Annotated in this window: 17 protein-coding genes and 1 tRNA gene; 5 read left to right on the top strand and 13 right to left on the bottom strand. The window is 66.8% G+C overall.

Going from position 1 to position 18,001, the window contains the following annotated elements; translation table 11 throughout:
* Nucleotides 1-9 precede the first annotated feature (9 nt).
* Genes pknB through AC4BCK_RS00155 form a run of 7 tightly spaced genes read right to left on the bottom strand, consistent with a single transcriptional unit; the run spans nt 10 to nt 9,430 of the window.
* Complete coding sequence (pknB, locus tag AC4BCK_RS00125) at nt 10-1,965, bottom strand: Stk1 family PASTA domain-containing Ser/Thr kinase (RefSeq protein ID WP_366287168.1); 1,956 nt, start codon at nt 1,963-1,965, stop codon at nt 10-12.
* A 15-nt stretch (nt 1,966-1,980) separates the two neighbouring features.
* Complete coding sequence (locus AC4BCK_RS00130; protein WP_490566437.1) at nt 1,981-3,702, bottom strand: protein kinase domain-containing protein; 1,722 nt, start codon at nt 3,700-3,702, stop codon at nt 1,981-1,983.
* Complete coding sequence (locus AC4BCK_RS00135) at nt 3,699-5,159, bottom strand: penicillin-binding transpeptidase domain-containing protein (RefSeq protein ID WP_251421255.1); 1,461 nt, start codon at nt 5,157-5,159, stop codon at nt 3,699-3,701. Before AC4BCK_RS00135 ends, AC4BCK_RS00130 begins: the two co-directional genes overlap by 4 nt.
* The gene (locus AC4BCK_RS00140) at nt 5,156-6,553 is read right to left on the bottom strand and encodes an FtsW/RodA/SpoVE family cell cycle protein (protein ID WP_174178589.1); all 1,398 of its coding nucleotides are present in this window, start codon (nt 6,551-6,553) and stop codon (nt 5,156-5,158) included. Before AC4BCK_RS00140 ends, AC4BCK_RS00135 begins: the two co-directional genes overlap by 4 nt.
* Nucleotides 6,550-8,205 (bottom strand): PP2C family protein-serine/threonine phosphatase, encoded by a 1,656-nt coding sequence (locus AC4BCK_RS00145; RefSeq protein ID WP_400634908.1) that lies wholly within the window; start codon nt 8,203-8,205, stop codon nt 6,550-6,552. Before AC4BCK_RS00145 ends, AC4BCK_RS00140 begins: the two co-directional genes overlap by 4 nt.
* 2 nt (nt 8,206-8,207) lie before the next feature.
* Nucleotides 8,208-8,690 carry an FHA domain-containing protein FhaB/FipA gene (locus AC4BCK_RS00150; protein WP_066272737.1) on the bottom strand — a complete coding sequence of 161 codons (483 nt, stop codon included), beginning with the start codon at nt 8,688-8,690 and terminating at the stop codon, nt 8,208-8,210.
* Entirely contained in the window at nt 8,687-9,430 is a 744-nt protein-coding gene (locus AC4BCK_RS00155; RefSeq protein WP_174178591.1) for an FHA domain-containing protein, read from the bottom strand. The genes AC4BCK_RS00150 and AC4BCK_RS00155 overlap by 4 nt, the downstream gene beginning before the upstream one ends.
* 375 nt (nt 9,431-9,805) lie before the next feature.
* On the opposite strand from AC4BCK_RS00155, the gene AC4BCK_RS00160 reads away from it, so the two are divergent.
* Nucleotides 9,806-9,888 (top strand) — tRNA-Leu (locus tag AC4BCK_RS00160).
* Nucleotides 9,889-10,083: 195 nt separating this feature from the next.
* Here AC4BCK_RS00160 and AC4BCK_RS00165 read toward each other — a convergent pair.
* The 3 genes from AC4BCK_RS00165 to AC4BCK_RS00175 all read right to left on the bottom strand — a co-directional run bounded on the left by AC4BCK_RS00165 (nt 10,084) and on the right by AC4BCK_RS00175 (nt 12,722).
* The gene (locus AC4BCK_RS00165) at nt 10,084-10,782 is read right to left on the bottom strand and encodes a FadR/GntR family transcriptional regulator (protein ID WP_104186620.1); all 699 of its coding nucleotides are present in this window, start codon (nt 10,780-10,782) and stop codon (nt 10,084-10,086) included.
* A 10-nt stretch (nt 10,783-10,792) separates the two neighbouring features.
* Nucleotides 10,793-11,920, bottom strand: a complete 1,128-nt coding sequence (locus AC4BCK_RS00170; protein WP_174178593.1) for an L-talarate/galactarate dehydratase — start codon at nt 11,918-11,920, stop codon at nt 10,793-10,795.
* A gap of 103 nt (nt 11,921-12,023) precedes the next feature.
* Entirely contained in the window at nt 12,024-12,722 is a 699-nt protein-coding gene (locus AC4BCK_RS00175; protein ID WP_364320536.1) for a TetR/AcrR family transcriptional regulator C-terminal domain-containing protein, read from the bottom strand.
* A gap of 139 nt (nt 12,723-12,861) precedes the next feature.
* Between AC4BCK_RS00175 and AC4BCK_RS00180 the strand changes: the two genes are divergently transcribed.
* Together AC4BCK_RS00180 and AC4BCK_RS00185 are read left to right on the top strand one after the other, a co-directional pair.
* Nucleotides 12,862-14,250 (top strand): flavin monoamine oxidase family protein, encoded by a 1,389-nt coding sequence (locus AC4BCK_RS00180; RefSeq protein WP_472531133.1) that lies wholly within the window; start codon nt 12,862-12,864, stop codon nt 14,248-14,250.
* A 112-nt stretch (nt 14,251-14,362) separates the two neighbouring features.
* Nucleotides 14,363-14,845 carry a pyridoxamine 5'-phosphate oxidase family protein gene (locus tag AC4BCK_RS00185; RefSeq protein ID WP_174178595.1) on the top strand — a complete coding sequence of 161 codons (483 nt, stop codon included), beginning with the start codon at nt 14,363-14,365 and terminating at the stop codon, nt 14,843-14,845.
* A 63-nt stretch (nt 14,846-14,908) separates the two neighbouring features.
* Here AC4BCK_RS00185 and AC4BCK_RS00190 read toward each other — a convergent pair whose 3' ends face one another.
* Together AC4BCK_RS00190 and AC4BCK_RS00195 are read right to left on the bottom strand one after the other, a co-directional pair.
* Nucleotides 14,909-15,517, bottom strand: coding sequence for a DUF6919 domain-containing protein (locus tag AC4BCK_RS00190; RefSeq protein ID WP_364320532.1), 609 nt, complete (start codon nt 15,515-15,517; stop codon nt 14,909-14,911).
* Nucleotides 15,518-15,577: 60 nt separating this feature from the next.
* Nucleotides 15,578-16,180, bottom strand: coding sequence for a hypothetical protein (locus AC4BCK_RS00195; protein WP_217432535.1), 603 nt, complete (start codon nt 16,178-16,180; stop codon nt 15,578-15,580).
* Nucleotides 16,181-16,334: 154 nt separating this feature from the next.
* Here AC4BCK_RS00195 and AC4BCK_RS00200 point away from each other — a divergent pair, with 154 nt between their 5' ends.
* Nucleotides 16,335-16,715 carry a VOC family protein gene (locus AC4BCK_RS00200; protein WP_310113503.1) on the top strand — a complete coding sequence of 127 codons (381 nt, stop codon included), beginning with the start codon at nt 16,335-16,337 and terminating at the stop codon, nt 16,713-16,715.
* Nucleotides 16,716-16,746: 31 nt separating this feature from the next.
* Here the strand turns inward: AC4BCK_RS00200 and AC4BCK_RS00205 are convergent, their stop codons facing one another.
* Nucleotides 16,747-17,151 carry a DUF5997 family protein gene (locus AC4BCK_RS00205; RefSeq protein WP_066272755.1) on the bottom strand — a complete coding sequence of 135 codons (405 nt, stop codon included), beginning with the start codon at nt 17,149-17,151 and terminating at the stop codon, nt 16,747-16,749.
* On the opposite strand from AC4BCK_RS00205, the gene AC4BCK_RS00210 reads away from it, so the two are divergent.
* Nucleotides 17,150-17,956 (top strand): LysR family substrate-binding domain-containing protein, encoded by an 807-nt coding sequence (locus tag AC4BCK_RS00210; protein WP_174178616.1) that lies wholly within the window; start codon nt 17,150-17,152, stop codon nt 17,954-17,956. The two genes, AC4BCK_RS00205 and AC4BCK_RS00210, sit on opposite strands and share 2 nt — an antisense overlap.
* The last annotated feature ends 45 nt before the right edge of the window (nt 17,957-18,001 follow it).

Raw genomic sequence — 18,001 nt, forward strand, 5'->3', positions numbered from 1 at the left:
GCTGACCCGTCAGTCGTCATCCTTGGTGGAGGTCGGCTTGGGCGTCGGTGTCGCGGTCGGCTCGGGGCTTGGCGGAGGCGGCGGCGGAGCTTTGGCCACCACAATCGTGACGGTCCTTCCCTGTTCCACGGTGGCGTTGACCGGATCGCTTTGGTCCGTCACCCTGCCTGCCTCCACTTGGGCGTTCTCCACCTCGATCACCGCAGGGACCAGGCTCAGTTCCTTCAGCGCGGCTTCAGCCTCTTCGCGGGTGCGTCCCCGCAGTTCCGGAAGCGCAACCTTGCCCGTGGACACGATCAGCTCGACGCTGGTTCCCACACCGACCATCTGGCCTGGCGCGGGGCTGGTGGTGATCACGATTCCTGCGGGAACCGTGGCGCTGTTGGCTGTGGTGGTGGACGGTGCGCCGGCCAGTCCGCTTTGCCGCAGGATATCCCTGGCCGCCGCTTCCGTCTTCCCCGGGAGGCTTTCGGGAATCATGACGGCGCTGGGGCCCTCGGAGATGTTCAGGACCACCTCCGCCCCAGGATCCATGGACGCACCGGACTCCGGTTCGGTGCCGATGGCCGTGCCCTTGGGAACGGTATCGTGCTGTGACCGGACAATCCTGGGCTTGAGGTCGGCGTTATACAGTTCCTGCAGCGCCGCTGACTCTGTCATGGCAGCGACCACCGGGATCTGGACTTTCGGTATTTCCGGGGCAGGCCGGTTGACGGTGCTGTACAGCCACAGCCCACCGCCGGCGAGGACGAGCAGGGTGAAGACCACCAGGGTGGCAATCCATGCACGACGGCGGGACTTCTGCCGGGGGCTCGGCTCGCGTTCCGGAGGGAGGCCAAGCGGCAGCGCCTCGGCCTGGGTCCGGTCATCGAAACCGGCGGCCAGGGGGAAAGCGGTCCCTTGGTCACCGGCGGAGGCGTGCGTTGCCGCCAGCCTGCCGGTGGGAGCATCGTCCAGGAAGCCCGCCCCTGTGACACCAAATGCTTCGGTGGCCGGAGCCGTCGGGGCAGGGACGTGGTCGTTGGGGTCGGTCGGCGCTTCGGAGGCGGCTACCGCGGGAACAGGCACCCCCGACCGGGCAGCGCGCAGGGCACGGCGGAAGGCCGCGGCATCCTGGAACCGGTCGTCGCGGTTCTTCTGCAGGGCTTTAGCGAGCACACTGTCCAGGGCCGGAGTCACGTCGGGATTGAGGGTGCTCGCCGGCTCGGGTATCTCCCGGACATGCTGGTACGCCACCGAAACCGGACTGTCGCCGACGAACGGCGGACGGGACGTGAGCATCTCGTACAGCAGGCAGGCAGCGGAGTAGAGGTCGCTGCGCGCATCCACCGCTTCGCCGCGGGCCTGTTCGGGAGACAGGTACTGGGCAGTGCCCACCACGGCCTGGGTTTGGGTCATGGTGGCCGAAGAATCCGCGATGGCGCGGGCGATCCCGAAATCCATCACCTTCACCGAGTTGGTGCTTTCGCAGTACATCACATTGGCCGGTTTGATGTCCCGGTGGACGATCCCGGCCTTATGGCTGTATTCGAGCGCCCCCAGGACGCCCATGCAGTAGTCGATGGCCTGCCCAATGGTGACGTCGTGGCCGCGGATCAGTTCGCGGAGGGTCTTCCCCTCCACGAACTCCATCACGATGTAAGGCACCCGGACGTCCTCGGAGCCATCGTGGACGAGGTGTTCGCCTGTGTCGTAGATGGCGACGATGGAGGAGTGGTTGAGGGCGGCCACAGCCTGTGCCTCGCGCTTGAACCTTGCCTGGAACTGCGGATCACGGGCAAGGTCCGGGCGCAGCAGCTTGATGGCCACCGTCCGCCCCAGCCGGGTGTCCACGCCGCGGTATACGTCTGCCATGCCACCGCGCCCAATCAGGCCGCCCAGTTCGTAGCGGCCACTCAGGACGCGGCGGTTATCCACCGGGAGGCTGTCCTCACGGTGCAACGGGGTGCGCGGTGACTCATTCATGGGATGTCCTGGCGGCTACGGGTTGCAGGTTGGGGGCGTACCCGGCTGCTGGCCGTCCGTGCAGTCGGGCAGGGGTGACTCCAGGGTGGGCGCCGCCACCGACGAGGTGGTGGGCGCCGCGGTTGGAGCCGGAGCTGGGGCAGATGTTGTGGGTGCGGGCTCGGGCGCCACGGCGTAGGTAATCGTTACGGGTGAGCCAACTTCCACCAGGCCCGACCGCGAGAGTCCGATGACGGTGTTGGGCGCAGCATTGGCATCGACCTGTGGCTCAACGCTGACATCGAGGTTGAGCGCCGAAAGTTGCGACTGGACTGTCCGGTAGTCCCTTCCGAGGTACGCCTCCGGAATCACGTTGACGGTTTCCGTCGTTGGAGTCGTGGTCGGCGTCGGCGTCGAGCGGGTCTGCGTGGGGGTGGCGGACGGGGTTGTCCTGGTGGGGCTGGCGCTGCTCGGTGCCGCGCTGCTCGTGGTCCCCGCGGACGTGGGGTCCTCGGAGGGGAACAGGATTCCCCGCTGGCTGAGGAAGAACCCCACCAGCGCAAACAGAAGCAGCAGGATCAGGGCGATCAGGGGCCAGGTCCAGGGACTGCGGCCCTTGCGCTGGGGCTCATCGGCGGGCTCGTCGTCGTACGTTGTTTCTTCCGGAACCCACTTGCGCTCCGCGGCCAGGGCGTTGGCCCGGGCCAGCGTCCCCTGGGGGGCGTCGGCGTCGGCAGCTGCCCCCGCAGCGCCGGCTGCCGCTGCACCCGCCGCACCCGCGCCAACCACCGGCAAGGCGGAAGTCCGGCTTGGGGAATCATCCCGCTGTGCGCCGATGACGCCGGTCGGCGCCGTCGCAGTGTCCACCGGAGCCGTGATGGGGCCGGTGTCGGCATCGAAGAGGAGCATTCCGGGGACGGCTGCGCGGGCCGCGCTAATGTCGCCGTTGCGGATGGCTTCTGCTGCCTCGGCCAGCTTGATGGCGTTCTCCGGCCGGTCCTTGGGGTCCTTGGCCAGCATGGACATCAGGAGGGCGCGGACCGGGGTGGGCAGTGATTCCGGCAGGGGTGGCGGTGCGTCATTGACCTGGGCGAGGGCAATCGCAATCTGGGATTCGCCGGAGAAGGGGCGGTGGCCGGTCAGGCACTCATAGCCGATGACGCCGAGCGCGTAGATGTCCGACGAGCCGGTGGCCGTCTGGCCGGTGGCCTGCTCGGGTGCAAGGTACTGTGCGGTGCCCATCACCTGGCCGGTCTGGGTGAGCGGCACCTGGTTGGCAAGCCGGGCAATGCCGAAGTCTGTGACCTTGACCCGCCCGTCGGGCGTGATCAGGAGGTTGCCTGGCTTCACGTCGCGGTGCACCAGGCCCTGCGCGTGCGCAACGGAGAGGGCACGGGCGGTCTGCGCGATGATGGACAGCGTGCGGTCCGGCGAGAGGACCTGCTCGTGTTCGATGATGCTGCTCAGCGGCTGGCCGGGGACCAGTTCCATGACCAGGTAGGCGGAACCTTCCTCCTCGCCGTAGTCGAAGACGTTGGCGATGCCCACGTGGTTCAGGAGCGCCGTGTGGCGGGCCTCGGCGCGGAAACGCTGGAGGAACCCGGGATCGCCCGTGTACTCCTCTTTTAGCACCTTGATCGCGACGATGCGGCCCAGGACGAGGTCTTTCGCCTTCCACACTTCACCCATGCCACCAATCGCGATCCGCGTGGTCAGCTGGAACCGCCCGCCGAGGGTGATTCCGGTTGTAGGCCTCACTTATTCAACACCGCCTCAAAAATTCTCTTCGCGTTCGGACTGGTCAGCTGTGCTCCGGTGGTGATGTCCACGCCTTCCATGACGATCGTGACACCCACCTGCGGGTTGTTTGCGGGGGCAAAGCCGGTGAACCAGGAGTTGTTGGTTCCGTTGCCGAGCTCGGCGGTTCCGGTCTTTCCTGCCACCTGGACGCCGGGGACGGCGGCGCGGTTTGCGATACCTTCGCTGACCGCGCTTACCATCCACTCCGTAATCTGGTTGGCGATGTCCGGGGTGGTGGAGGTCCGCAATTGCTTCGGCTGCGGTTCATCAATCACCCGGAGGTCCGGGGACCGCAGGGTCTTGATCAGGTTGGGCTGCATCTGGACGCCGTCGTTTGCGATTGCCGCGGTCATGAGCGCCACCTGCAGAGGCGTCGCCCTGACATCCTTCTGGCCGATGACGGACTGCGCCAGGCCGGGGCCGTCGAGGTCGTCAGGGAAGGTGCTCCCCCTGGCGTAGTCCAGCTTGAGCTGGTCACCCATGTCCTGGCCGAATCCAAACTTTGCCGCCTGTTCGGCGATGGCGTCCCGGCCCAGGTCCAGGGCGATGCTCGCGAAGGGGGTATTGCAGGACTGCTGGAGCGCAAAGGCGAAACTGGCTGTGTCCCGGGTATAGCAGTTGCCCCCCGCGTAGTTGGGCAGGCGGTACTCGATGCCTTCGAAGGGCAGCTCCGCAGGGTTGGGTAGTTCGCTGTCCTTGTTGTACTTCCCGGATGACAGGGCCGCTGCGGTACCTACCAGCTTGAACACTGAGCCGGGGGCCAGCAGTTCCCCGGTGGGTCCGCTGACGTTCGGGTTCAGGTTGATCCCGGGCACCTTGATCAGTTCATTCATGCTGGCGTCGGCTGCGGCGAGGTCCTGGGTGGCCACCAGGTTCGGGTCATAGGACGGCTTGGACACCATGGCCAGGATGGCTCCGGTCTTGGGGTTGGTGACCACAATGGAGCCGCGCTGCCCGTCCGGAATGAGGCTGTAGGCGAGTTCCTGGATCTCCGGATCGATGGTGAGTTCCACCGATGCGCCCTTGGGCTGGTTTCCGAGGAACAGTTGCCCCACACGGTCCAGGAACAGCTGGTCCGAGTTGCCGGCAAGTTCGGCGCCCATGGACTGCTCGAGGCCGGTGGCGCCGAAATTCTGCGAGAAGTAGCCCGTGATTCCCGCGTAGGCCTCCGGCTGCGGGTATGTGCGCTGGAAGGCGCAGGTCTCCGAGCCGGTGTCCACGGACTCCGCCACGGGGGATCCACCCACAATGATGGCGCCCCGGTCGTTGCAGAAGCTTTGCAGGACGGCGCGCTGGTTCCAGGGGTTGGCCTTGAGTTCGTCGGCCCCGATCACCTGGACGTAGCTGATGGCTCCGAAGATGAGCGCGAACATCGCGATGGCCGCCACCCATGAATGCCGTATTGCCTGGTTCACAGGTGTTTCACCGCCTCGGTAGGAGTATCAATGCCTGGTGCTTCCGATCCTTTGCCCGGCGGCAAGGGAGTGGTGTCCACGGGGCCGCGCGCAGTGTGCGAAATCATCAGGAGCAGGCCAACAATGATCCAGTTGGCCAGCAGGGACGAGCCACCGGCCGCCAGGAACGGCGTGGTGAGGCCCGTCAGCGGGATCAGGCGTGTGACGCCCCCGATCACCACAAAGCACTGCAGCGCCACGGCGAAGGACAGCCCGCACGCCAGAAGTTTCCCGAATGCGTCGCGGGTGCCCAGGGCAGCCCGGAAACCACGGGTGAACAGCAGCAGGTACATCAGGACGACGGCGAAGAGTCCGATGAGCCCCAGTTCCTCGCCCAGGGAAGCGATGATCATGTCGCTGTTGGCGAAGGGGACCAGGTCCGGGCGGCCCTGGCCCAGTCCGGTGCCGACCAAACCGCCGTTGGCCATGCCGAAAAGGCCTTGAATGATCTGCCGGCTTCCGCCGGGGAACCGGTCGTAGACCTCCGGTGTGAAGGCGTTGAGCCAGCCATCGATGCGCAGCTGCACGTGGGAGAAGACCTGGGCGGCCACGAACCCGCCGCCGGCGATGAGGGCCAGGCCTATGACAACCCAGCTGATCCGGCTGGTGGCCACGTAGATCATCACGATGAACAGGCCGAAGAACAGGATGGAGGAGCCCAGGTCCCGCTGGAAGATGAGCACACCGATGCTGACCAGCCACGCGGTGATCATGGGGCCCATGTCCTTGAACCGCGGGAACTGCAGCGGCCCCACCTTGCGGCCCGCCAGCAGGATCAAATCGCGGTTGGAGGAAAGATAACCAGCGAAGAATATAGCCAGGGTGATCTTCGCGACCTCACCGGGCTGGAACGTCATGGGGCCTAGGCGGATCCAGACCCGGGCGCCGAGGATTTCGCCGGCCGTGATGCCTGGGACAAGCGGCAGGATCAGGAGGAGCGCGCTGGCAGCCAGCGAAATGAAGGTGAACCGGCGGAGGACCCGGTGGTCCTTCAGGAACCAGATCACACCGATGGCCACGGCCATGGCGATAAGTGTCCACCGCAGCTGGTTGTTGCCGGTGTCGTCGCCCGGGGCGTCCAGGCGGTGGATCATGGCAAGCCCCAGGCCGTTCAGCGCCACCACGAGCGGAAGTATTACTGGATCGGCATATTTTGCGCGGAAGCGAAGGACCCCGTGGAAGACCAGGGCAGCGACGGCCAGGAGGCCGGACTGGAACCAGAAGTCGGAATCAAACGCATTCTCCCGGTCGATGCCCACCAGCATGTTGGCGCCGATGCCGACGGCGAGGGCAAGCAGGAGCAGCGCGAGTTCAACGTTGCGGCGCGGTTTGGGCATGGTGCTGAGCTGGCTCATTGGACCGCCTCGCAGGTGACGGAGGGGCTGGGCGTTGGGGACGGACCGGCTGCCGCTGGAGAAGCGTCCGGGGCCGGTGCAGCGGCAGCGGAGGCCGTGGGCGCCGGGGCAGGGGTGGATGCTGCCGGGGAGGGAGAAGGCGTGGGGCAGTCCTGTTCAGGAGACGTGGTTCCGGTGAGCTCAAGGTTCTTGACGATGCGCTGGGCGTCGTACAGGTCGTTGGCAGGAACGGTCTGGCGTACGCGCTGCTGGGAGAAGGGCGGCAGGGAATCCATCCGGATCTCCGTGACGGTCTCCAGGCTGGACAGTCCGATGGGTCCGAGGCGCTGGGAAACCCCGTTGTAGATGGCCACCCGTGAATCGAATTCGCCAACGTAGTACCGGGTCTGCGTCCAGGCATAACCCAGCCACAGGCCAATCGTCAGTGCCAACAGCACCGAAGCGGCGATGGTCCAGGTGACCCACCTGCGCGGTTTGGCCGGTGCCAGGGTGTCCTCAGCGTCGTTGCCGGGCTGTTCGGCCCTGTGGGTCAGGAGGGTTGCAGCCCTGCGCGCCACGGTGCGCCCCGCGATGGTGGGGATGGAACCGGACTCTGCGGCCGCCGCGGCAGCCCCCACAAGTTCGTGCGGCCGTGACGCCAGCTCCTCCCGGAGGACTTCGGCGGACAGATGCTCGCCCAGGTGCGGGTCGGTGGCGCCTGACTGCACGGACGGAGCGCCGTCGGCGTCCTTGGAGTCTCCCGGGTCCTCCGCTTCTTTTGAGTCAGGGTCCCCGGCGGCGTTACTGGCCGCCGGTGGGGTGTCTTTCCGCGCTGCCGCGGCAACGGCCAAGGCAGCATTCGTGGAAGGAATGACTTCGACGGCGGCTGTACTGACGTCGTCGGGCGTTTCTTCGACGATTTCCACCATGATTACGGTGACGTTGTCCGGGGAACCGGCTTCGAGGGTCAGGTCCACCAGGGTTTCCACGCACTCGCGGAGGTCCTTGGTTTCCCGTACCGTCCGTTCCACGGCGTGGCCCGCAACGTAGTTGAGGCCGTCGGAGCAGAGCAGCCAGCGGTCGCCCGGCCGTACGTCCAGGGTGTCAAGATCAAGTTCGGGACTGGCGTCGACATCGCCCAGCACCCGCATCAGGACGTTCTTGTGCGGATGGCTCTCGGCTTCCTCCGGGCGGAGCCTGCCTTCGTCGATGAGCCGCTGGACGAACGTGTGATCCACGCTCACCTGTTTGAACTCGCCGTCGCGCAGGCGGTAGGCCCGGGAATCGCCGATGTGCGCGAAGTGGAGCTTTCCCTCGGCCAGCAGGAGGGCGGTGACGGTGGTGCCCATTCCCGCGAGCTTCGGGTTCTGGTGCACCAGTTCGGACAGCAGGGAATTCGCGGTCTGGATTTCGTCGGCAAGGACCGTGCCGGCGTCGCCGTGATAGCCGCCGCGGTCCAGGTGGATCATGTCCAGGACGGTGGCGGCGGAGGCAACATCGCCGCCTGCGTGGCCGCCCATTCCGTCCGCGACGACGGCGAGGTGCCGGCCGGCGTAGGCGGAATCGTCATTCTTGGAGCGGATGCGCCCGACGTCGGAGCGCGCGGCGAAGCGCATGATGAGGGGCCGCTGCGGGGGCTGGTGCCCGTTTGCGGGGGATTGCGTGGCGGCCACGGCTATGGCCTCAATTCGATGACCGTCTTGCCGATTCTCACGGGTACCCCTGGCTCAACCGGCAGGGCACGGGTAAGTTGCTGGTCCGCCAGGTACGTTCCGTTCGTTGAACCGAGATCCTCGATGAACCAGCGGCTGCCCTGGGGGAACAGCCGTGCATGGCGGCCGGAGGCGTAGTCGTCCTCCAGGACCAGCGTGGCCTCCTGGGCCCGTCCCAGGAGGATGGGGCTGGCGGCAAGCGGAAGGGTGGTTCCCTTCAGCGGTCCCTCGATGACTACCAGCTGGTGGGCCTGCTGCTTTACCGGCTGCGGGGCGGCCTCCGCCAGGCCCGGGTTCTTGCGGACCTGGCGTTGGGTTGGGGCGCCGGACGCTGCCTTGCGCCCCACCATGAGGTCCCTCCGCATCGCGGAGACGATGCTGAAAATCAGCACCCAGAGGAGCAGGAGGAAGCCAAAGCGCAGGGCCGTGATGGTCAGGTCGCTCATGCGCGGCCGCCAGGACCGGCAGGCAGAAGGCGGAAGATGATTTTTGTCCGTCCCATAGTGATGGTGGAGCCGTCAGTGAGCTCGGTGCTCCCTGACACCTTCTGCCCGTTGACGTAGCTGCCGTTGGTGGAGCCCATGTCCACTGCGCTGGTCACGCCGTTGGCCGTGCGGATTTCCAGGTGGCGGCGCGAAACGCCGGTGTCCTCGACGTGGATGTCGGCATCGGAAGACCTGCCCAGTACGATGGACGGCGCGTTGAGGGAATAGCGCTGCCCGTCGATGTCCAGGACGGGCTGGAGCCGGACCGGCTGCCGGCTGGGAGCGGCCGGTACGTTGGAGCGCGCGGGGGCACCAGCCGGGGAACCCTGGGACTTCTCGGTGGAGGAGAGGATTTCAAAGTCTCCGGCGCGCAGGTCCGTGTCCCGGCGGAAGGAAATCCGCACCGAACCCTGAAGCGTGTAGCCCTGGCTGCGGACGTGGTTGATCACCACATCGCAGAGTTCTTCGGCCAGCGGGGTGCCCCATTCCTGGGCCCTCTTGAAGTCGTCTTCACTGAGCTGGACGTCGAAAACGTTGGGCGCCAGTGTGCGGCCGGCAGAGACCGTCAGGGCCTTGTGGTCCACCTCGCGGCGCAGGCGGCTGGCGATTTCCACAGGCTCAACCTGGGCGCGGGAGCCGGTGGAGAAGACGCCCCGGACAGCCTTTTCAATGCCGCGTTCAACTTTGTCCAGCAGACCCATGATTCTTCTCCTTTCCCCCCGGCTGCGGGGCAGTTTCCGTTCCGGAACTTCACCCGCCGTGCAGTTCACAACTCAGGAGCGTGCGCGCGTGCGGCAGCCACTCCTACATCCGATACTACTGGGCAGGCCTGTGAATGACCTTAATCAACAACGGCCCGCCGCCTGCAAAAGTTCACTCCAACGCCGCAGCCGCGCCGGATCCGGCGCCTGTTCCGCCCCCTTGGCGGGGCTCGAACCAGCGGGTCCCGCCGGGGCCGGGCAGGCGCACGGGAGCCCAATTGGTAATTTCCGTCCACTGTCCGTTATGCTTGATCTCGCTGCTTTTACAAGGTTGCGGATCCGGGAAACCGGCCGTGGCTGGGTGAAAGAAGTTGCGCGCGAGTGGCGGAACGGCAGACGCGCTGGCTTCAGGTGCCAGTATCCGAAAGGGTGTGGGGGTTCAAATCCCCCCTCGCGCACGCAAACAGGAAGAGCCCCGGTCTTAGGACCGGGGCTCTTTTGCGTTCCCAGAGTTTGGGTAAAGCCGGTTGCACCGCTGTGTGGACTTTTCACCCCGGGGTTACGGGGTGTTGTGTCCAGACCCGGGTGCCTTAAGGCCCGGTTCGACGACGGCAGCCGGCTTGGTGCCACGCGGCGGCGATAGTTCGCGGACGCTAGGGACGCGCCGATGCCTTGAACCGGCGTCGTGAATTCGCCAGGTGGCTGCGCATGGCAGCAGCGGCAGCGGCCTCATCCCCGTCCGCGATGGCCTCAGAGATGGACCGGTGTTCCTGCACCACCTGGTCAAAGTGGTCCCGGGCGTAGTGTTCGACGCCGGTCATCAGCCGGGTACGCGGCATCGCGATCATCGTCTGGCCCAGGGCCGCGAGGCAGTCCGAGTAATAGGGGTTGCCGGAAGCTGCGGCTACGGCCCGGTGGAACTCAAAGTCCGACTTCATGGCGTGGGCCGGATGCCCTGCGCTGGCGGTGAACTCCTCCAGCGCTGCGGTGACGGCCCGCAGCTGCCGCTCTGTGTGGTTGCGCGCTGCCAACGCTGCGGCCTCCGCTTCGACCCCCATGCGGAACTCCAGCAGGTGCAGCCGGTCCTCCATGGTGGCCACCGGACGCGCCCCCGGAGCAGGGGAGGGTCCGTCCGACGGCGGGGTGAGGGCAAAGCTGCCCCGTCCCCGTTCGGTTTCCACAAGTCCCTCGGCCTGCAGCCGGGTCAGCGCGGCACGCACCACGGTACGGCTGACGCCAAAGTCGCTGATCAGGGTGTTTTCGCTGGGGAGCTTCTCGCCCGGCTGGATGACGCCGTCGACGATGCGGGTGCGAAGGTCAGCGGCGAGGTCCGCGGTGAGGTTCCGGCTCATGGCAACTAGGTTACGCGCCGAACTCCACTGATTCGGTGGTCCAGGCGCGCGCCTGGTCGCTCAGGGTGATGCCCAGGCCGGGACGGTCCGGGACGATCATCCGGCCGTTCTTGGTTTCGAGGCGTTCGTTGAACAGCGGATCGAGCCAGTCGAAATGCTCTACCCAGGGCTCGCGCGGGTAGGCAGCGGCCAGGTGCAGGTGGATCTCCATGGCGAAATGCGGGGCCAGGCCCAGGCCGCGCTCGTCCGCCAGGGCGGCGAGGCGCAGGAACTGGGTAATTCCGCCCACCCGGGGCGCATCCGGCTGGATGATGTCGCAGCTGTTCGCGCTGATGAGGCCCTTGTGTTCGGCCACGGAGGCGAGCATCTCCCCGGTGGCGATGGGAGTGTCCAGGACCTGCGCCAGGTGCGCGTGGCCCTCGAAGTCGTAGGCGTCCAGGGGCTCTTCGATCCAGATGAGGTTGAACTCCTCGAGCTGGCGTCCCATGCGCAGGGCGGTGGCGCGGTCCCACTGCTGGTTGGCGTCCACCATCAGTGGGACGTCCCAGCCAATGTGCTCGCGGATCCCGGCGACACGGCGGAGGTCCTCCTTGCTGTCCGGCAGGCCGACCTTGATCTTGATGCCGCCGATGCCCTCCTCCAGCGACTGCGTGGCGCGTGCCTTGACTTCCTCGAGGCTGGCGTTGAGGAAGCCGCCGGAGGTGTTGTAGGTCTGCACGGAGTCGCGGTACGCGCCCAGGAACTTGGCCAGGGGCAGGCCGGCCCGCTTGGCTTTGAGGTCGTAGAGGGCAATGTCGATTGCGGCAAGGGCCTGCGTGGCCACCCCGGAGCGGCCTACCGACGCTCCGGCCCACAGCAGCTTGGTGTAGATCTTCGCGATATCATTGGGGTCCTCGCCGATGATGCCCCCGGCGACCTCCCTGGCATGTGCGTACTGTGCCGGACCGCCGGCGCGCTTGGAGTAGCTGAAGCCGACGCCGGTGTGCCCCAGTTCCGTGGTGATCTCGGCGAAGAGGAAAACGACCTCGGTCATGGGCTTCTGCCGGCCCGTGAAGACCTTAGCGTCGCTGATGGGAACGGCGAGGGGCAGGCGGGCGGTGGACAGCTTGACGTGCCGGATCAGGTCGACGGTACTCACGGGTTCTCCTTCGGGCGGGACCGGGCTCCTTCGCCCGCCCTCTTAGGATATAAGTAGAGTACTTGTATTACAAGTATGCCAGGTCTGTCGTGAGGAAGCTGGACTAAGCCCGCTGCTCCCGCAGGGCGCCCAGTCCTGCAATGAGCGCCTCAAGCCCCAGGCTGAACGCCGCATCTGCGGGCGGCCCGTCCACCTGTCCTGCGGCACTCCGCACCGCAGCCGTGAAGTGCGGTGTTGCCTCCGCCATGGAGCCCGACTCGAAAATGTCGGCCGGTGCCGTCACGTCATAGGCGGAGCCGAAGATGAAGGACTCCAGGGCCACGATGGAAGAGACAATCCGCTCGTGCGGGAATCCGGCGTCGAGGAAGCCCTTGCTGACGGTCTCGTACATGGCCAGGGTCTGCGGCGCGTCAGTCACCGGCAGGACCGCGATGACAGGAATGAGCGGCGTGTGCTCGGCGAAGACGTTCCGGTAGCTCCAGGCCCAGCCCCGGACGGCATCCTCCCACGGTGCCGGGCCGAAGCCGGATACATCCACCAGGGAGGTGAGATGGTCCTCCACCAGGAGCAGGACGTCCCGCTTGGCAGCCACGTGGTTATAGAGGGCCGACGGCGCCACGTCCAGTTCCTTGGCCAGTGCGGCCATGGTGAGGCCGTCATATCCCTTGCGGTTGATCAGCTCCAGTGCCGCCGCGGTGATTCCGGCCTTGTCCAGGACGGCGGCCGACGGCCTGCCGGCCCGCCGCCTCTGGGTACCGGCACTCCCCGGGGGGCGCCCCTCAGTGGCTGATACTGCCGGCATGCCTGCCCTTTCGTCGGTGGTCTCCAGCATTATTCCACCGGGCACTTCCCGTCCATGACAGGAGCGGCTATAGTTCTAATAAATGAATGCCGTTCATTTAGTGGTTCCCGTCACCTGGCAGGACCAAAGAGAGGACATCATGCTGAACCTGAACCGCGACGTCGTGGTCGTTGGAGCCGGGCCGTCCGGACTCACCGCAGCCCGTGAACTGAAGAAGGCCGGCCTGACCGTTGCCGTGCTTGAGGCGAGGGACCGCGTGGGCGGCCGCACCTGGACCGGCACGGTTGACGGAGCCATGCTGGAGATCGGCGGCCAGTGGGTCTCGCCTGACCAGACCGTACTCCTGGAACTCCTGGACGAACTGGGCCTGCAGACGTACCCCCGGTACCGCGAGGGCGAGTCGATGTATATCGGTGCGGACGGGGTTCCTGTGCGCTACGCCGGCGATTCGTTCCCCGTGGACCCGGACACGCAGGCGGAGATGGACAAGCTCACCGTACTGCTGGACGGGCTGGCAGCGGACATCGGTGCCACCGAGCCGTGGGCGCACCCCAAGGCGCGTGAGCTGGACACCATCTCCTTCCACCACTGGCTGCGGCAGCACTCGTCCAACGAGGAAGCGTGCAACAACATCGGCCTCTTCATCGCCGGCGGCATGCTCACCAAGCCGGCCCACGCCTTCTCCGCCCTGCAGGCTGTGCTGATGGCGGCGTCGGCGGGGTCCTTCACCCACCTCACGGACGAGGACTTCATCCTGGACCGGCGCGTGGTGGGAGGAATGCAGCAGGTCTCCCTGCTGCTCGCGCAGGAGCTGGGGGACGACGTCGTCCTTAACTCCCCGGTGCGCACCATCAAATGGGAGCCGGACGCCGAAGGCCACCGCGTCAAAGTGGCCTCGGACGGGGCAACCGTCAACGCGCGGTTCGTGATCATGGCCGTGCCGCCCAACCTCTACTCGCGGGTCTCCTTCAACCCGCCGCTGCCCCGCCGCCAGCACCAGATGCACCAGCACCAGTCGCTGGGCCTGGTCATCAAGGTCCACGCTGTCTACAGCCGCCCGTTCTGGCGGAACTCCGGCCTGTCAGGCACCTGCTTCGGTGCCGGATCCCTGGTCCAGGAGGTGTACGACAACACCAACTTCGGTGACACCAGGGGCACCCTGGTGGGGTTTGTCTCGGACGAAAAGGCCGACGCCGTCTTCGAGCTGGGTGCCGACGGGCGGAAGCGGGCCATCCTGGAGTCCATTGCCGGGTTCCTCGGCGCCGAGGCGATGGAGCCGGAGGTGTACTACGAATCGGACTGGGGCTCCGAGGAGTGGACCCGCGGCGCCTACGCCTCCAGTTACGACCTCGGCGGCCTGCACCGCTACGGCAAGGACCAGCATGCCCCGGTGGGGCCCATCTACTGGTCCTCCTCGGACCTGGCCGCCGAAGGCTACCAGCATGTTGACGGAGCCATCCGGATGGGCCGGCAGACGGCGGCCCGGATCCTCGAAGTGGCCCGCGTGGCCGTCCCGGCTGGAGCCTGACCCCGGTTTCAGCGCAGGGCGGACAGCTCCTTCCGGGCTGGAAAATAAGCATGCTTACCAATAGGCTGGCCCGAGGGGAATTACCCCCGCACGCAGACGAACGAGGTGAGATATGACTGACACTGAGAGCATCAGCAAGGTTACGGACATCATCAACGGTTCCCACATCGGGATGTTGACCACCATCAACGAAGAAGGCGCCCTCGTCAGCCGGCCGCTGGCTGTCCAGGAGGTGAAGGACGACGGCGACATGTGGTTCTTCACGGGCCTTGGCACCTCCCAGGTGGCCCACGTCAGGGCGGACCCCCGCGTCAACGTCTCCTTTGGCAAAAACACCGAATGGGTCTCCGTTGCGGGAACGGCCGAGGTTGTCACGGACCGGGAGAAGATCCGCGAAATGTGGAACCAGGCTGTCGAAGCATGGTTCCCGGACGGCCCGGACACCCCTGAGGTGTGCCTGCTCCGCATTGACTCGGACTCGGCCGAATACTGGACCAGCCCCGGCGGCACCGCTGCCACAGTGCTCCAGTGGGTCAAGTCCAAGGTCACCAACAGCCGGATGAGCGTCGGCGAGAGCGGCACGGTAGACCTGTAGGGCCTGCCAGCGAATTCGACGGGCGGGGCGGCTGAGGCTGCCCCGCCCTTCTGCTGTATGCCCTTATCCGGGCTCCACCGCCAGGAGGGCGGCCAGCACCTCCGGCAGCAGCCGGTCGTTCCGGCCCCAGACGGGGTCGAAGACCTCCACATACCAGGAGTCGGCGAGCAGCAGGGCGAGGGAATCGTTGGTTTCGTCCGCCCAGTCGCGGATCTGTTCCTCGTCCACCGGATTCTCGCTGGAGCCCAGCACCGTGGTGACTTCCGTGCCTGCCAGCGTCACCGGGATCGCGGCATTGCTGGACTCGCCGGGGGCGTGCGCCACAGTGACCAGCTCCGTGCGGGCTGACAGTCCGATCAGGGCCGAGGCGGCGGCCGCGGAGCAGAACCCCGTCACGTACTGCCGCTGCGCCGCCGGGCCCGGGCGTAGGCCGGGCTGGGACTCCTTGGTGAAAAGTCCGTTGCGGTTCAGTTCCGCGAGGGAAGACGCAATGGGCCGGGTTTCGTCGTCAAAGCCGGGGGCGAAGGTTCCGGGCTGGTACTGGCTTTCGCCTTCCAGCCAGCGGGCAGTCAGTTCTCCGGCCGCAGCCAGGGTAGTGGCCTGCCGCCAGACACCGCGGTCCTCCAGCCGCCGGCCGAACTGGTCATGGGTTGGCAACTCCTGGGGATCCATCATTGGATGCTATCGCCGCAGGGTTCCCCGTTCCACGGCATACGACACAGCGGGTAACTTCTAGGCCGGTTCCGCCGGGACGCCCGCCGCCTTCTCGGCAGCGGCAAGGGTGGCACCCAGGCTGGTGACGGCGTCGGGATATCCCCGGTGAGGCGCACCGCGCAGTTCGTCAGCTTGCCGCATGGCCTTGATGAGGGCTGAGGTTTCGGGGGTCCGGACGTCCGTCAGCGCCGGATAGTCAATGGAGCAGGCCGGATCCAGCTCATACCGCCGCCAGCGGGCGATCAGCTCGTCGTGCCGGGCCTGCGCCGCAAGGTGCGCGGACTCCAGTGCCCGGTGGTCCTCGCGTGCCGTTCGGCGCGCAAGGTACTTCGGCGTCGCCCGGTAGGCGGCCACGCCGGCGGCAATGCCGGCTCCGCCGAGGAACAGGCCCGTCCACGGTGAGATCAGGGTGGGGATCAGCAGGGCGGGGGCGGCAACGGCTGCCCCGAGGAACAGGTCCCAGAACAGCTGGTCCGAACGCCCGGTTGGCCCGTTACCGCCGGCAAGGGCGCGGCGCCGGACCACAAAGACGGTGACCGCAACACTGGCAACCAGCACCGGGCCGCACAACAGCAGGGCCCAGGCTCCCTGGACCAGTCCCTCGACGAAACCTTCCCCCATGGCGGACACCTGACTTCCAGCGCGTGCCCGGGCCGCGGAATCCCGGGCTGGTCATTCCATTCCACCCCGTTCCGGAAGGCCGGTCAATGGTCCGGACGGCCGGGGCCGGAACCGGCATCTTTCCGGAGGGCGGAACGCCACGTACCGTGGGTCCATGAGACTCAAAATGTGCAGCATCCACGTCAAGGACCCCGCCGCGGCCCACGCCTTCTACACAGGAACCCTGGGCTTCGAGACGCTGATGGCCATGCCCGAGCACAACCTGTTCATCATCAAGGACCCCGGCTCGGACGCCGGCTCCGTGGGGTTGCTGCTGGAGCCCAGCGACAACCCGATCGGCGCCGCGTACATGAACGCCGTGCACGACGCCGGGCTCCCGGCCATCGTGTTCGGCGTGCCGGACGTGCGGGCTGAGTATGAGCGGCTGCTGGCGGCGGGGGTCAGCTTCAAGGGCGAGCCGGCCGAGGACCCTTCCGGGATCAGCGCCGTGTTCGACGACGGCTGCGGCAACTACATCCAGCTGCACCAGGACTGAGGGTCCCGGGTCAGTTGCGGAGCGTGCGGGGCTACTCGGCCTTGGCGCGGGCCTTCTTGGCGTCCTTCTTCGCGGATTCTTCCTTGACCCGCTGGGCCTCGGCCCGGACGGCGGCGTGCGTGGCCCGCTCGGTGACCAGCCACTGCGGGGGAGCCTGAAGCAGCGCGGTGATCTCCGCCGTCGTCAGCGCTTCCTCAACGCCGCCGCGCGCCAGGCCGCTGATGGACACGTTCAGCTTCTGCGCCACCACCGGGCGGGGGTGCGGGCCGTTGCGGCGGAGCTCGGCAAGCCACTCCGGCGGGTTGGCCTGCAGTTCGGCGAACTCGGCGCGGGTGATGGTCGAGTCCTGGAACTCCTGCGGTGTTGCGGGCAGATAGATGCCAAGTTTCTTGGCAACAGTGGCCGGCTTCATGGACTGGGAGTTCGCAGAGGTCATGCTTCAAGGGTATCCGGGCGGACGGTACTGTGAAGACGTGCCCTCCCACGACATCCCCCAGACAACCGGTCCCGGTGACCAGGACCAGCCGGCCGGGCAGGCGGAAGACACCGCCCCCCGCCTGCTCCGTATTGCCTATGTGGCCGGGGTAACCCCGGGCAAATGGATCCGGCGGTGGGAAGAGCGGATGCCGGACGTTCCGCTGCAGGCGTTTATGTCCGACGACGGCGCGCAGGTTGCGGTGCTTCGCGAGGGTTCAGCGGACCTCAGCTTTGTCCGGCTCCCCGTGGAGCGCGAAGGCCTCAGCGTCATTCCGCTGTACGAGGAGCAGCCGGTAGTGGTGGCGCCCAAGGGGCACGAGATTTCCGTGTTCGAGGAAGTGGCCCTGGCCGACCTGGAACAGGAATCCTTCCTTGACGTGGCTGCACTCGGAGGCCCGGAGCCCGCGCTGCAGGTGGTGGCCACGGGCGCCGGGCTGGCCATCCTCCCCATGTCCGTTGCCCGCCACTTCAACGTCAAGGACACCGTGGCGCGGCGGCTCACCGGTGCCCCCGGCACCGAAATCGCCATAGCCTGGCCGTCGGAGTCAACGGACGAGGTGATCGAGGAGTTCATCGGGATTGTCCGCGGACGGACAGCGCAAAGCTCCCGCCAGCCGTCGGCCCAGCCGGTGAAAACCAAGAAAGAGCCCAAGCCGGACCGTAGGGGTACCGGAGCCAAGAAGGCGCCCAAGGTGGCCCAGCGGTACGCGCCGAACCCGGACAAGGGGCGCGGCAAGGGTTCACGGAAGAAGGGCAAGCGGTAACAGGCTTGGTCCCATGAGCGCGGGGACGGCAGGCGCCAGCCGTGC

Source organism: Pseudarthrobacter sp. As-47 (assembly GCF_058215595.1).

Bases quoted from the DNA above. Each gene is read 5' to 3' on its own strand.
- pknB (WP_366287168.1), bottom strand. From the start codon at position 1,965: ATGAATGAGTCACCGCGCACCCCGTTGCACCGTGAGGACAGCCTCCCG.
- AC4BCK_RS00140 (WP_174178589.1), bottom strand. From the start codon at position 6,553: ATGAGCCAGCTCAGCACCATGCCCAAACCGCGCCGCAACGTTGAACTC.
- AC4BCK_RS00150 (WP_066272737.1), bottom strand. From the start codon at position 8,690: ATGAGCGACCTGACCATCACGGCCCTGCGCTTTGGCTTCCTCCTGCTC.
- AC4BCK_RS00155 (WP_174178591.1), bottom strand. From the start codon at position 9,430: ATGGGTCTGCTGGACAAAGTTGAACGCGGCATTGAAAAGGCTGTCCGG.
- AC4BCK_RS00165 (WP_104186620.1), bottom strand. From the start codon at position 10,782: ATGAGCCGGAACCTCACCGCGGACCTCGCCGCTGACCTTCGCACCCGC.
- AC4BCK_RS00175 (WP_364320536.1), bottom strand. From the start codon at position 12,722: ATGCCGGCAGTATCAGCCACTGAGGGGCGCCCCCCGGGGAGTGCCGGT.
- AC4BCK_RS00180 (WP_472531133.1), top strand. From the start codon at position 12,862: ATGCTGAACCTGAACCGCGACGTCGTGGTCGTTGGAGCCGGGCCGTCC.
- AC4BCK_RS00185 (WP_174178595.1), top strand. From the start codon at position 14,363: ATGACTGACACTGAGAGCATCAGCAAGGTTACGGACATCATCAACGGT.
- AC4BCK_RS00190 (WP_364320532.1), bottom strand. From the start codon at position 15,517: ATGGATCCCCAGGAGTTGCCAACCCATGACCAGTTCGGCCGGCGGCTG.
- AC4BCK_RS00195 (WP_217432535.1), bottom strand. From the start codon at position 16,180: ATGGGGGAAGGTTTCGTCGAGGGACTGGTCCAGGGAGCCTGGGCCCTG.
- AC4BCK_RS00200 (WP_310113503.1), top strand. From the start codon at position 16,335: ATGAGACTCAAAATGTGCAGCATCCACGTCAAGGACCCCGCCGCGGCC.
- AC4BCK_RS00210 (WP_174178616.1), top strand. From the start codon at position 17,150: ATGCTTCAAGGGTATCCGGGCGGACGGTACTGTGAAGACGTGCCCTCC.
- AC4BCK_RS00205 (WP_066272755.1), bottom strand. From the start codon at position 17,151: ATGACCTCTGCGAACTCCCAGTCCATGAAGCCGGCCACTGTTGCCAAG.